Source organism: Actinophytocola sp. (genome assembly GCF_049647105.1).
GTDB lineage: Bacteria > Actinomycetota > Actinomycetes > Mycobacteriales > Pseudonocardiaceae > Actinophytocola.
In genome coordinates this window covers 89,470-102,056 of the sequence record NZ_JBARWZ010000120.1, presented here as the reverse complement: position 1 = coordinate 102,056, position 12,587 = coordinate 89,470, and the positions used below count along the sequence as shown (strand labels likewise).

The window sequence follows — 12,587 nt, the reverse complement described above, 5'->3', positions numbered from 1 at the left end:
GAACGAGAACCGGCACCTGGTCCGGGGCCTGCCGAGCCACCGGGGCCACCACCCGGGACCGGACCGCCGCCGACCGCGGGCCCACGCGGCACGGGCGTGAGCTGCGGTACCGGCGGTTGCGGAGGCGGAGGTGGTTGCGGCGGCTCGGCGGTCCCGCCGTACAGGTTCTTCCGCAGTGCGGGGGGCGCGAACTGCGGCACGGTCGCGTACACGTCCCGCGAGTTCGACTGGAACTGCTCCATGGTCCGGGCGGCCTGCTCGTGCAGCTCCCGCTCACGCGTCGTGTAGACCATCGGGTCGACCACGAGCGGCCTCGCGGTCACGAAGTCACCGTGGGTGAACGCCGTCAGCTGGGACGGCAGCATCACGTCGTCCAGCATCGGGTACGGCGGTGGCGGCATGTCGTTGCGCGCGTTGTTCACGTTGTCGACCTGGACGGTGACGCAGGCGCACACCTCGGTCGCGCGGATGCCGGTCTCCCGTGACCACTCCGCGAGCGCGGACACGCTCTCCTTCGCGAGCTCCGCCGCGTCACCCTCCCACGCCTGCGCGGTCGCGAGCAGCAGCTTCGCCAGCTCGTCGCCGAGATCGGCCAGCTCGTCGCCCATCCGCGCCCACGTCGCGGACACCGACATGGCGCCGGTCAGGTCGATGCCATCGTGCACCATCCGGTACAGCTCGGGGTGCGACCACGTCATCCACTCGACGCGCTCGTCGAGTGAGTCCGGCTCCGGCTCCGGCACGGGTGGCTTCGGTGGCCTGGGCCAGCTCGGCGGGTAGCAGCCACCGATCGTGATGCCCTCACCATGATGGTTCGCTCCGCTCACGACGCCTCCTCGATGGTCACGCCGAACCGCTCGATCGCGCGGCGCAGGTCGGCGGCCGCCTGCTCGTCGCTGGTCGCGTACATGCCTGCCGCGAACCGGACCGTCGCCTCCAGGTCGTCGAGGACCTGGTGGAACGCGCTCAGCACGGGCGTGACGCCGCCGTCCTGGCCGACGGCGACCGTGCGCAGCCGCTCGGACATGATCTGGCCGACCCAGTTGTCGCCGAACCTCAGCGGAGCGTCGAGCTCCACGCAGCGCTGGACCAGGTCAGCGGCCCGCAGCCGCAGACGGCCCAGGGTGGCGAGGATGACCTGCGCGGCGTCGAGGTCGATCTTCAGCGAGCCGGCGAGCGCCTGCTCCTTGACCTTGCCGACCTTGGTGGCGACCGGCGCGAGCGCGCCGGCGGCCGCACCGGGGAACGCTTCGGGTTCTGGCATGCGGCACCCCCTATGACGGATCAGAACCGGGTGTCACAGTAACGCGTACCGTCCGCGCTCACGGGCTGTTCAGCGAGGCAGCCATGTCGGAAAGCCGCTGCTCGACGCGGGCCGTGTCGCCGGGGGCGATGGTCAGCCACTCGACCCGGTCCCTGTCCACCTCGCTGTGCACGAGGTAGCGGCCGGACTCGGTGTCGAACCAGTTCAGCACCGGTGTCCTGGTGCGACGGCCGACCTGGTCGACGCTGTTCGCGGCGAGCTGCCCGCCCCCGCGCCGCCCCGACTCCAGCAGCGTCACGACGGTCCGCAGGTCGCGGCCGGTGACACCACCGCTGGTGAGCGCTCGTTCCATCCCGGCATACCCGTTCGCGGCGAACTCGTCGACGGCCGCGTCGAACACCGGCTTCGGCATCCGCGCGGCACCGCCCGGCCCCGGCTTGCGGTCCGGCAGCAACACGATCACCGCGGGCACGACCCGCGCGTCCCGCACCCACGCGAGCCGGACCTCGTCGTCGGACTGGGCGGCGAGCACACCTCGGCGGCCGTGCTTCGCCGCCAGCACGCGCAGCGTCTCGCCGACCGACAGCCGCCCGTCGACGCTGAACGTGTGCCTGCCGAGCACCGTGAGCTGTTCCTCCAGCTCGGGCGTGACCTCGGCGCCGTCGTGGAGCCCCTTGTGCAGCAGGGACTGCCGCACCTGATCACGCAGGGCAGCGCGCTCGTCCATGGTGTAACCGAACGAGCGAACGTCGAGCGGGTAGGGCCGCTCGGTGAAGCCGAGGTGCTCCCACAGGAAGTCGAACTCCTGGTGGGACAGCGAGGTCGCGGACACGCGGAGAATTATGGCGTTGTCACCGCAAGTGCGCGTCGAACCAGTTGAGAACCCGCTGCCACGCCTCGACGGCCGTGTCCGGGTAGATGTCGAACCGGTGGTCGGCGGCCGGGTACAGCACGACGTCGTTGGCCGTCTCCGAACGCTTCGCCGCGTCCCGCAGCAGCGCCACCTCGTCGGCCATCTTGTCCCCGTACAGGCCGAGCCACGGGCAGCGCAGCGTGGGTGCCGCGTCCACCAGCGCGGGCAGGCCCGGCGAGAGCGGGTTCAGTATCCCGCCGCCGCCGACGGACACGGCCGCGCCGATCGCCCGGCTCGCGGCCACCACCAGCGACACCGCCCCACCCAGCTCGAACCCGACGACGCCGATCCGGTCGGCGTCGATGCCGTGCTGCGCGAGCCAGCCGAACGCGATGTCGGTGTCGGCCAGCACGGACTCGCCGGACAGCTCACTGATCCGGTCCTGTGCCGTGACGTCGTCCACCTCGGTGGAGTCGCCGTGGTAGATGTGCGGTGCGACCGTCAGCCACCCCTCGGCGGCGAGCCCGGTGATCAGGGCCCGCATGGCGTCGGTCATCCCGCGTTCCTCGTGCAGGACCACGACACCGCCTCTGACGACAGAGTGCGGTTCCGCGAAGGTCATGCGCAGCGCACGACCGTCAGTCAGCTGAACAGGCTCTGTACGGGTGGCTGGAGACATTCCGATACCCAATCACGTCGAGGTGAACATCAGTCAACGAATCCCATCCAAATGGAGTAGTCACCGGATGAGCAACTGCAAGATCGCCACCGTGCCGACCACCACGATGGCCGCTCGTAACCAGAACGGCCTAAGGCGACGGCCGACCCGTGCCCCGATCAGCCCACCGACGATCGAGCCCGCCGCGAGCAACCCGACCACGGCCCAGTCCACTTCGGCCGCGAAGACGAAGACCACACCGGACGTGAGGTTCGCGATCGCGGCCAGCACGTTCTTCACACCGTTGAGCCGCTGCAGCGAGTCGTCCACGAGGATGCCCATGAGCGCCAGCAGGATCACCCCCTGCGCGGCGCCGAAGTAGCCGCCGTACACGGCCGTGCCGAACACGCCGATCAGCAGCGGAACACCACCGTGCGGATGCCGGTCCGGCTTGCGTTCGGCCAGCCGCCGCGCGACCACCGGCTGGAGGACGACCAGCACGAGCGCGACGACGATCAACACAGGCACGACGGCCTCGAACGCACCGGGCGGCAGGGCGAGCAGCAGCAACGCACCCCCGACCGCGCCGACCGCGCTCACCGTCCCGAACCGCACCAGCCGCCCGGTCTGCCCGGCCAGCTCCCTGCGGTAGCCGATGGCCCCGCTCACCGACCCGGGCACGAGCCCGATGCTGTTGGAGACGTTGGCCACCACCGGCGGATACCCGAGCGCGAGCAGCACGGGAAAGGTGATGAGCGTGCCGGACCCGACCACCGAGTTGATGCCCCCGGCGAACAACCCGGCCGCCACGATGATGACGACGTCGAGCGCGGTCAACGCGGTGCGAACACGCAGAACTCGTTGCCCTCTGGATCAGCGAGCACGTCCCACTCGAGCTCGCCGTCCCGGCGGCGCACCACCGTCGCACCGAGGCCCAGCAGTTCCTCGGGATCCCCGAACACGTCGAGGTGAACCCGGTTCTTGACGGTCTTCTCCTCGGGCACCGGCACGATCCAGAACAGCGGCCCGGCTCCATCGGGGTCGACGATCGGCACCGGCCAGTCATCCGGCCGCACCCACCCGTCCTCGGGTGGCTCGTGCACGTCCTTGCGCACGTAACCCATCGCGACGCACCACCAGTCGGCAAGCGAGTGGTGGTCGAGCGCGTCGATGACCATGTCCTTGAAACGTGCGGGCATGACGGCATGGTCGCACGCACCACCGACGCGGCGTTGGAGGACGCTTCGGCGCGGTTCAGACAGCTCTCTCCAGGACCCCTTCGCAGAGCGCCGCCAACGCGTCGCGCGCACGGCAAGGCACCAACGTGGACAGTGCCGACCGAGCCAGCTCCGCGTGCCGCCGAGCGTCAGCCCGGGTCAGCCAGGGCCCGGGCCCCTCCCGAAGCAGCGAAAGAGCCTCGGCATGCAGATCCGGATCAGTGACGGCACCCGCGACGAGCAGCACACGCAACCGATCAGCGGCGGCGTCACCGGCGGCCAGCGCATGCAGCACCGGCACGGTCACCACTCCGGCACGCAGATCTGTCCCGGGTGTCTTCCCCGACTCGGCACCCACGATGTCCAGCACGTCGTCCACCAGCTGGAACGCGATCCCAAGATGCTCGCCGTAGGCGGAAAGCGCAGCACACACCGCGTCGTCCGCCTCGGCGACCCTGGCCCCCAGTTCGGCGGCCATGGCGAACAGGGAAGCCGACTTGTCGGCCATGACCTCCAGACAGAACGCCATCGGATCGGCCGTCCTGGGACGCACCGTCTCCATCAGCTGACCACGTACCAGCCGGGCCAGGGTCGCGGTCTGCAAACGCAGCGCGGCCATGCCGAGATCGGCCCCCAGCTCGGCGGCACGGGCGAGCATCAGGTCACCGAGCAGAATCGCCCGGTTGTTGCCCCACAACATGTTCGCGGTCGGCACACCGTGACGAACCGGCGCACCGTCCATCACATCGTCGTGGTGCAACGTGCCGACGTGCACCAGCTCGGTCAGCACCGCCGCGTCGACGACCTTGTCCTGGCGTGGCCCGAACTCCGCACCAAGAACGACCAGCTCCGGCCGCAACCGCTTGCCGCCCGCGTCGATCAGATGCGTGGCTCCGTCGAACCCGGCCAGCACCTCGCGCAGCCGATGCTCCACTTCGGACAACACATGGTCCGTGGTGATCCCCATGTCACAGAGCGTCCCGCAGGACACCCCCGCGCCGGATCCCGCGAACGTCTCACCCCACTCACTCCTGGGAGGGAGATTTCTCCAGCCACAACCACTCACCGTCCACAGCGACCCGGTACCCGCCCCGCCGGAACAACGCCAGCGAGGCGCCGTTGTCGCGGTGCACGTTGGCACGGATCACCCCGGGGCCCAGCGCCCGCTCGGCCGCCAGCAGCATCGGCACCGCGAGCCTGCGCCCACGAGCCTCTGGCGCGACCGTGATGCTGACCTCCCACACCGGGCCATCGCGATCGAACCGGACGGTCCCGACCGGACGGCCGTCGTGCTCAGCCACGTACAACAACCGAGCCGGATCGGCCAGAACCCGAGCCAGCCACGCCTTGTGCTCGACCGGCGAGACCGGATCGGAGGTGCGTGACCAGCGGCGAGTCTCGGCGTCGTTGCGCCACGACAGCAGCGACGCTGCGTCGGCCTCGGTGGCAGGCCGGACCGTGGGGTCGAAGCCCATCGCGTCCAGGATCCGGTCGGCTCCCCTGCCATCGACCGTCGTCCTGGCCCGTTCGCCCATGGCGTGCCGGGCGGCTGAGTCCAGCAGCAGCGCACGCAGCGCGGGCACGTGCTCGCGCGGGTCCGTGCCCAGCCCGGCAGCGAGGCCCCGCCCCACCGCCGCCTCGTAACCGGCCGCCTGGTTGTCCGCGATCCGCACCAGCGCGGTCGGCACCCCGATGCAGCACAGCTCCATCAACGTCACCCCGGCCGCGCTCACCACCAGGTCCGCCGAGGCGAACAGGGCGGGCACGTCGGGGGTCGGCGGCGTCACGTCGAACCCGGGCACCGGCGCGGCCGAGATCGCCACCACCTCCGATGGCACACCGGTGTCCCGCAGCGCGGTCAGCGCGGCCGCCACCGACGACGGCGCCGCGCCGCCACCCATCACCACCACGACCCTTGGCGGCACCGAACCACCGCGCCGCGCGGCCCGCGCCGCCCGGATCTCCGCACGCAGCGGCGCGTACGCGGGTCCCCGCAGCACCACCGGTGACCCGTCGTCCTGCCGCGGCACCTCGTACAGGTTCGCGTCCACCACGACGTCCGCCCGCCTGCGCCCGAACGTGCCGTCCTCGATGGACACCACGAGCCCGTCGGCCGCGAACTCGCCGATCCCGTAGTGGTCCACCAGCACCGCGTCGGCGGGCTCCGGATCGGACACGACCGGCAGCGTGCCGATCAGCCACTGGCCGGCGGTGAACGACCCGCACAGCGCCACGTCCCAGCCGCGGGACCGGGCGGCCGTGGCCAGCGCCACGCAGCGGGACAGGTGCCCGACACCCATCGACGGTGCGGCGTCGGCACGCAGCAACAGCGAGGTCATGCCGAGGGCATGGTGTTCTGCTCGACGCCCGCGTTCAGCGCCACCAGGTCGGGCCGCGACCGCAGCAGGGCGACCACCTCGTACCACGACGGCACGCCGTCACCGAGCGCGTCCACGACGGCGTCGAGGAGCTTCGCGTCCTCCTCGGTGTCCAGCGTGACGCGCAGGTCGGAGTTGTCAACACCGGTCACCACGCCCGCGCACCGGTACACGTCGGGCTGTGTGTAGATGTTCGACGTCACGTGCTCGCGGTGCCCGCCGGTCGCCACCCGGTCCTGCTCCTCAAGTACCGCGGCACGCACCAGCTCGGCGTCGAGGCCGCGCGGGAAGCGCCGCACGACGATGTTCGACACGTGGTCGAGTGACGGGTCGGCCGTCCACATGCCGACGAGCTGCGCGATCAGGGCCGGGTCGTGCAGCGGGCAGTCGGCGGTGAGCCGCACCACGGCGTCGCACGGGTGTTCGCGGACGGCCATTGTGTACCTGGCCAGCACGTCGTCCAGTGGCCCCCGCACGACCGAGGCGCCCCAGCGGGCGGCCTCGTCGGCTACCGGGTCGTCATCGGCGTCGTCGGACGTCGCGAGGATCACGGTGTCCACGTTGTGTGTCTCCTGGGCGGCACGGATCACCCAGCTCAGGACGCTTCTGCCGCCCAGCGGCCGGAGCACCTTGCCGGGCAGCCGGGCGGAGGACAACCGTGCCTGGATGACCGCGTTGACTCGCACGGGTGCCATGATGGCGCACTGGCGACGACCCAGACCGCGGAGGTAAGACCATGGCGCTGCTCGAGGGGGCGGGCATCCTGCTCACGGGCGGGACGGGGTCCTTCGGCAAGGCGTTCATCGACTACGCCCTGAAGCACCTGGACCCACGGCGTCTGGTGATCCTGTCCCGTGACGAGCTGAAGCAGTACGAGGCACGCCAGCTGTTCGGCGACGATCCCCGGCTGCGCTGGTTCATCGGCGACGTCCGGGACCGGCGCAGGCTGGAGCGCGCCATGCACGATGTGGACTACGTGGTGCACGCTGCGGCGCTCAAGCAGGTCGACACGGCCGAGTACAACCCGTTCGAGTTCGTGCAGACCAACATCACCGGGTCGCAGAACGTGATCGAGGCGGCCATCGACTGCGGCATCAAGAAGGTCGTGGCGCTGTCGACCGACAAGGCGTCCAGCCCGATCAACCTGTACGGCGCGACGAAGCTGTGCGCGGACCGGTTGTTCATCTCCGGCAACCACTACGCGGCAGGCCACCCGACCAGGTTCTCCGTGGTCCGGTACGGCAACGTGATGGGCTCGCGCGGCTCGGTCATCCCGTTCTTCAGGTCGCTGGCCGAGCGCGGCGAGGCACTGCCGATCACCGACCTGCGCATGACCCGGTTCTGGATCACGCTGCCGCAGGCGGTCGAGTTCGTGGTGAACTCGTTCGACCGGATGCACGGCGGTGAGCTGTACGTGCCGAGGATCCCCAGCATGCGGCTGGTGGACCTGGCCCGCGTGATCGCGCCGAACAGCCCCATGAAGGAGGTCGGCATCCGGCCGGGCGAGAAGCTCCACGAGGAGATGATCGCCCCGGACGACTCGCGCCGGACGCTGCTGCTCGACGACCGGTACGTCGTGATGCCGCACATCGCGGGCTGGGGCTACGAGCCGCCCGCCGACGGCAAGCCGGTGCCGGAGGGCTTCGCGTACCGATCGGACACCAACGACCTGTGGCTGTCCGACGATGACCTGCGGACACTGGTGGCGCAGTATGGGTGACCTGCTCCCTTATGGACGTCAGTCCATCGTCGAGGAGGACATCGAGGCGGTCGCGGCGGTCCTGCGTGGTGACTGGCTGACCACCGGGCCTGCCGTGCGCCGGTTCGAGGAGGACCTGTCCGCGCTGATCGGCGGGGTGCCGACGGTCGCCGTGACCTCGGGGACCGCCGCACTGCACGTCGCGTACGCGGCGGCGGGCATCGGCGCCGGTGACGAGGTCGTGTGCGCGCCGATGACGTTCGTCGCGACGGCCGCGACCGCGGTGGCGCAGGGCGCGACCGTGGTGTTCGCGGACGTCTCGGCGGAGACCGGGAACCTGCTGCCCGAGGCGGCCGCGGCGGCGATGACGGCGAAGACCCGGGTGGTGTCCTCGGTGGACTACGCGGGGCACCCGGCGCCGGTGGACGAGCTGTCGAAGATCGCGCACGACGGCGGCGCGCTGCTCCTGGAGGACGCCGCGCACTCGATCGGCGGCACGTGGCAGCGGCGGCCGGTCGGCTCCCTTGCGGACCTGACGACGTTCTCCTTCTTCCCCACCAAGAACCTGACGACCACCGAGGGTGGCGCGGTGGCGTCGCCGAACCCGGACCTCGCGCGGCGGGCCGCACAGTTCCGCAACCACGGGCTGGTGCGCGACAAGAGCCGGATGCGGTTCCCCGACGAGGGCGGCTGGCACCAGGAGGTGCACGAGTTCGGCCTGAACTACCGGCTGCCGGACGTGTTGTGTGCCTTGGGTTCCAGCCAGCTGAAGCGGCTGGCGTGGTTCAAGGAGCGGCGCACGGAGATCCATGCGCGCTACACCGCGGGACTGTCCGATGTGGACGGCGTGCGGACGCCGGTGACACTGCCCGGCGCGGACCCGATGTGGCACCTGTACGCGCTGCGGGTGCTGGACGGGCGGCGGCGCGCGCTGTTCGACCACCTGCGGGCGAACGGGATCGGCGTGCAGGTGAACTACATCCCGGTGTACTGGCACCCGGTGTTCGCCGACCTCGGCTACCAGCGCGGGATGTGCCAGAACGCGGAGCGGTTCTACGCGGAGGAGCTGTCACTGCCGCTGTTCCCGGACCTGTCGGACGACGACGTGGACCGCGTGATCGAGCTGGTGCGCGAGTATTTCTAGTGGATCTCGCACCGTGGGGCTCGCCCAGGGTCCTCGCGCGGCTTGGCGGACACCGCAACGAGGTCTTCCGGCTCGAAGGCGACCTGGTGGCACGCCGGTCCCGCCGTTCGACGGCCTCCCTCGAATGGGAGCTGACGCTCCTCGATCACCTGGGGCGCAACGGTTTCCTCGTGCCCGAGGTGGTCCCGGCGGACGGGCGATCGCACGTGGACGGTGTGGTCGTGCAGCGGTGGCTCCCCGGCCACGAGCCGGTCGACTGGGCACCGGTCGTGGCCGAACTGCGGCGCCTGCACGAGCTGATGGTCGGCTGGCCGCCCAGACCGGACCTTCCCGGCACCCGCGACCTGCTGACCCTCGACCGCGGCGGCGACGTGGACCTGACCGCGATGCCGGACGAAGCGGTCGAAACGTGCCGTGCCGCGTGGCGCGCGCTGGACGGTCCGTCGACGGTCGTCCACGGCGACCCGTGTGCCGCGAACGTCCGCGTCGACGGCGACCGGGTCGGCTTCCTCGACTGGGACGAGGCCCGCCTCGACCACCCGTGGCTGGACCTCGGGGATATCCCGGACATTCCGGACATGGGCCTGCCGCCGGCCGCGCGGGCCGCCGTCGACGCGTGGGAGGCCGCCAACGGATGGCTGGTCGAGCCGCACTACGCACGTGTGCGACTCGCAAGAATCGCCTGTGGATAACCCTGTGGACAACATTCCGCCCGGTGGGCAAGGCGTGAAATGCCAAGCGTTTGCGACGGGTTGTCCTGTGGACAACTAAACGAGATCCCAGGTAAGTGGGGTCCCTTTCACGGCCGAGCTCCGGAAGCGCCTGCCGAGCACGATGGACAGGTCAGCGGGGGCGAGACCACCCGACGGGCGGATCGATCGGACGTTCGCCGCCGTCAACTCGTCACCCTCGGCCACGTCCTCGACGACCCACAGTGAACGGCGGAGCCTGCTGACCTCGCGCTCGCTGTCCTTGGGTCCGATGCGGGTCGTCCCCAGCGCCTGCCAGGCCCGCTCGGTCTCGGTGACCAGCGCGGTCAGCTCGGCGGGCTCGAGCGAGAACTCGCTGTCGACGCCGCCGTCGACACGCTTGAGGGTCACGTGCTTCTCGATCACGCAGGCGCCGAGCGCGACGGCCGCGATGGGCACGCCGATGCCCATGGTGTGGTCGGAGAGGCCCGCGATGACGTCGAAGGCGTCACGGATGAGCGGGATGCCCCGCAGGTTGCTGTCGGCGGGATCAGCCGGGTAGGACGCGGTGCAGCCGAGGACGATCAGCTGGTCGTTGCCAGCGCGGCGGGCGGTGTCGACGGCCGCGTGGATCTCGGCGATGTTCGCCATCCCGGTGGAGATGACCAGCGGCTTGCCGGTCCTCGCGGCCAGCTCGATGAGCGGCAGGTCGACGATCTCCGCGGAGGCGATCTTGTAGGCGGGCGCGTCGAGCGACTCGAGCAGCTCGATGGCGGTCGCGTCGAACGGGCTGGAGAAGACGGTGAGCCCCTGCTGGGCGGCGCGTTCGAAGATCGGCCGGTGCCACTCCCACGGCGTGTGGGCCTTCTCGTACAGCGAGTAGAGGTTCTGCCCGCCCCACAGCTCGTGGTCGTCCGAGATGCGGAAGGCAGGGCTGTCGACGTCGATCGTGATCGTGTCGGCGCGGTAGGTCTGCAGCTTCAGCGCCTGCGCACCGGACCTGGCGACCTCGTCGACGATCGCCAGCGCACGGTCCAGGTCCCCGTTGTGGTTCCCGGACATCTCGGCGATGACGTACGGCCGGTGGTTCTGCCCGACCGTGTGCTTGCCGATGGTTACTTCACGCATGACCCCAAAGTACCGGGCCTACGACGCTCGCCAGGCCGCGTCGCCGTGTATGTCCGCGAGCAGGTCACCGAAGATCAACAAGCAGGCCAGGCACCGTACGCCGTCGTCGGTGCAGGATAGCTTGTCGTTCGGTACGCAGTGCTCGCAGAGAGCCTCACCGAAGTCGCGTCCGGCCTCGTCGTTGCCGAACGCGTGTACTCGGTTGTCGTAAGCCGATAACCACCACTGGACATCTACCATGACCCCGACCTCCGCGCCTGTATACAGCTCAGGGTCCACGAATGGAGTAACACGCAACAGAGTTGACCGGATGAAGACAACAAGTCAACAATTCACATTTGAAGGTTCAACTGTGAATACTGGCAACGGAACGTGATACGTGGACCCTTACGGCTACTCCGCGCGATCTTCGAGCTTGCGGAGCCGATCCTCGTACTGGGCGACCGCCGTCAGGCGCACCCGGATCTGACTGTGCTCCCTGCGGACCTCGTCGATCAGCGTCCGCGCCTCGTCGATCTGCGGCTGGTCCGCGGCGGGCACCGCGGCGATCTTCTCGCGCAGCGACTCGAGCTGCGACTCCTGGGCGGCGACCTGCGGGATGATCCGCTCCAGCTCGTTGGCCGACCAGCGCTGGATCTTCTCGACCTCGTGGAAGCGACGCTCCAGGTCGGCCAGCCGTCTGCGCATGTCCTCGACGACGTCGGAGTGGTCCCGCGCGAGCTGGTCGACGGTCCGGTAGTAGTCCTCGAGGCGATCGTTCGGGATGCGCTCGTTGATCCGGTAGTCGATCAGCCGCTTGATCCGGTCCGACACGACCGGACGGGCCCCGAACAGGTTCCGGAAGCTGTTGTCGTTCAATGTTTGTCCCTCAGCGAAGCAACTTGGTGCGGCCGGTCTTGGTCCACGAGTCGAGCAAACGCCCCTCGGCGGCGATCTGGTGCTCGGGTCCGACGATGCAGGAGTCACCGGCGGCGTGCATCCAGTGCGTCTGGTTCGGGTTGTCGATGAACGAGTACCCGGTCAGCAGGAGTTCAGCCTCCGGATAGCAGGTGCGCGCGATCCACGCCGCCATCGTGCCGGTCGTCGCCCACGTGCCCTCGACCCGCGACGGCAGGCCGAGCGCGTCCGACAGCGGCAGCGTCACCTCGGCGTTGTTGACCGGCACGAGCCCGAGGTCCGCCGGCCACCAGCCCGGCATGTGGTCCGGTTCCCAGTGCAGCCTGCCCGGCTCGACCATCAGGTACAGGCGTCTGCGGTAGTCCTGGAACACGTACTTCGTCGCACGCAGCGCGCGGTTGAACACCACGACATGTGTGCGACTTCCCACAGTTGGCGGGCTACCGGGCTCGTCGGTGACGAAACCGTTGACCCGGAACACCAGGTCGCAGGCGTCGATGGCCTTGGCCCGTTCCACGTCCGGCGGCAGCGGCATGTTGCCGACGACAGCGACGGACCGTGGCTCCGAGTGTTCGGCATAGACGTCAATCAGGGCGCGCATGACGCTCTGTGCAGGGGCGACGTCGACCATGAGCGCAGAAGTTACCAGGAGCGGATGAT

At 69.8% G+C, this 12,587-nt stretch carries 15 protein-coding genes; 3 read left to right on the top strand and 12 right to left on the bottom strand.

The features are described 5' to 3' along the window. From WBA97_RS14675 to WBA97_RS14635, 9 genes are all read right to left on the bottom strand, one after another. Positions 1-827: PPE domain-containing protein (locus WBA97_RS14675; protein WP_424231346.1), on the bottom strand; the 827-nt coding region annotated here is incomplete at its 3' end. After that, a complete protein-coding gene (locus WBA97_RS14670; RefSeq protein ID WP_424231345.1) occupies positions 824-1,264 on the bottom strand; it encodes a hypothetical protein in 441 nt (146 codons plus the stop codon). The genes WBA97_RS14675 and WBA97_RS14670, both read right to left, overlap by 4 nt. Positions 1,265-1,322: 58 nt before the next feature. Beyond that, positions 1,323-2,096 carry an ESX secretion-associated protein EspG gene (locus tag WBA97_RS14665; protein ID WP_424231344.1) on the bottom strand — a complete coding sequence of 258 codons (774 nt, stop codon included), beginning with the start codon at positions 2,094-2,096 and terminating at the stop codon, positions 1,323-1,325. A gap of 19 nt (positions 2,097-2,115) precedes the next feature. After that, positions 2,116-2,739: a dienelactone hydrolase family protein gene (locus WBA97_RS14660; RefSeq protein ID WP_424231343.1), complete on the bottom strand. Its 624-nt coding sequence runs from the start codon at positions 2,737-2,739 to the stop codon at positions 2,116-2,118. A gap of 117 nt (positions 2,740-2,856) precedes the next feature. Then, positions 2,857-3,612, bottom strand: a complete 756-nt coding sequence (locus WBA97_RS14655) for a sulfite exporter TauE/SafE family protein (protein ID WP_424231342.1) — start codon at positions 3,610-3,612, stop codon at positions 2,857-2,859. Beyond that, positions 3,609-3,974, bottom strand: coding sequence for a VOC family protein (locus WBA97_RS14650; RefSeq protein WP_424231341.1), 366 nt, complete (start codon positions 3,972-3,974; stop codon positions 3,609-3,611). Before WBA97_RS14650 ends, WBA97_RS14655 begins: the two co-directional genes overlap by 4 nt. A 55-nt stretch (positions 3,975-4,029) precedes the next feature. After that, entirely contained in the window at positions 4,030-4,959 is a 930-nt protein-coding gene (locus tag WBA97_RS14645; protein WP_424231340.1) for a polyprenyl synthetase family protein, read from the bottom strand. 58 nt (positions 4,960-5,017) lie between these two features. Beyond that, positions 5,018-6,331 (bottom strand): GNAT family N-acetyltransferase, encoded by a 1,314-nt coding sequence (locus tag WBA97_RS14640; RefSeq protein WP_424231339.1) that lies wholly within the window; start codon positions 6,329-6,331, stop codon positions 5,018-5,020. Continuing rightward, on the bottom strand, positions 6,328-7,056 hold the full coding sequence (locus WBA97_RS14635; protein ID WP_424231338.1) for a cytidylyltransferase domain-containing protein: 729 nt from the start codon (positions 7,054-7,056) through the stop codon (positions 6,328-6,330). Before WBA97_RS14635 ends, WBA97_RS14640 begins: the two co-directional genes overlap by 4 nt. A gap of 50 nt (positions 7,057-7,106) precedes the next feature. Here WBA97_RS14635 and pseB point away from each other — a divergent pair, with 50 nt between their 5' ends. The 3 genes from pseB to WBA97_RS14620 are packed head-to-tail and all read left to right on the top strand — an operon-like array spanning position 7,107 to position 9,905. After that, positions 7,107-8,090 (top strand): UDP-N-acetylglucosamine 4,6-dehydratase (inverting), encoded by a 984-nt coding sequence (pseB, locus tag WBA97_RS14630; RefSeq protein ID WP_424231337.1) that lies wholly within the window; start codon positions 7,107-7,109, stop codon positions 8,088-8,090. Next, positions 8,083-9,213, top strand: a complete 1,131-nt coding sequence (locus tag WBA97_RS14625; RefSeq protein WP_424231336.1) for a DegT/DnrJ/EryC1/StrS family aminotransferase — start codon at positions 8,083-8,085, stop codon at positions 9,211-9,213. The genes pseB and WBA97_RS14625 overlap by 8 nt, the downstream gene beginning before the upstream one ends. Next, entirely contained in the window at positions 9,213-9,905 is a 693-nt protein-coding gene (locus WBA97_RS14620) for a phosphotransferase enzyme family protein (protein WP_424231335.1), read from the top strand. The genes WBA97_RS14625 and WBA97_RS14620 overlap by 1 nt, the downstream gene beginning before the upstream one ends. A 75-nt stretch (positions 9,906-9,980) precedes the next feature. Here the strand turns inward: WBA97_RS14620 and pseI are convergent, their stop codons facing one another. The 3 genes from pseI to WBA97_RS14605 form a co-directional block, all read right to left on the bottom strand. Further along, positions 9,981-11,030 (bottom strand): pseudaminic acid synthase, encoded by a 1,050-nt coding sequence (pseI, locus tag WBA97_RS14615; RefSeq protein ID WP_424231334.1) that lies wholly within the window; start codon positions 11,028-11,030, stop codon positions 9,981-9,983. A gap of 393 nt (positions 11,031-11,423) precedes the next feature. Continuing rightward, positions 11,424-11,888, bottom strand: a complete 465-nt coding sequence (locus WBA97_RS14610) for a hypothetical protein (protein WP_424231333.1) — start codon at positions 11,886-11,888, stop codon at positions 11,424-11,426. Positions 11,889-11,898: 10 nt separating this feature from the next. Then, positions 11,899-12,528, bottom strand: coding sequence for a hypothetical protein (locus WBA97_RS14605; protein WP_424231332.1), 630 nt, complete (start codon positions 12,526-12,528; stop codon positions 11,899-11,901). Positions 12,529-12,587 lie beyond the last annotated feature (59 nt).

Coding starts and splice junctions, on each gene's coding strand:
- WBA97_RS14670 (WP_424231345.1), bottom strand. CDS start 1,264: ATGCCAGAACCCGAAGCGTTCCCCGGTGCGGCCGCCGGCGCGCTCGCG.
- WBA97_RS14660 (WP_424231343.1), bottom strand. CDS start 2,739: ATGACCTTCGCGGAACCGCACTCTGTCGTCAGAGGCGGTGTCGTGGTC.
- WBA97_RS14650 (WP_424231341.1), bottom strand. CDS start 3,974: ATGCCCGCACGTTTCAAGGACATGGTCATCGACGCGCTCGACCACCAC.
- WBA97_RS14645 (WP_424231340.1), bottom strand. CDS start 4,959: ATGGGGATCACCACGGACCATGTGTTGTCCGAAGTGGAGCATCGGCTG.
- WBA97_RS14640 (WP_424231339.1), bottom strand. CDS start 6,331: ATGACCTCGCTGTTGCTGCGTGCCGACGCCGCACCGTCGATGGGTGTC.
- pseB (WP_424231337.1), top strand. CDS start 7,107: ATGGCGCTGCTCGAGGGGGCGGGCATCCTGCTCACGGGCGGGACGGGG.
- WBA97_RS14625 (WP_424231336.1), top strand. CDS start 8,083: ATGGGTGACCTGCTCCCTTATGGACGTCAGTCCATCGTCGAGGAGGAC.
- pseI (WP_424231334.1), bottom strand. CDS start 11,030: ATGCGTGAAGTAACCATCGGCAAGCACACGGTCGGGCAGAACCACCGG.
- WBA97_RS14605 (WP_424231332.1), bottom strand. CDS start 12,528: ATGCGCGCCCTGATTGACGTCTATGCCGAACACTCGGAGCCACGGTCC.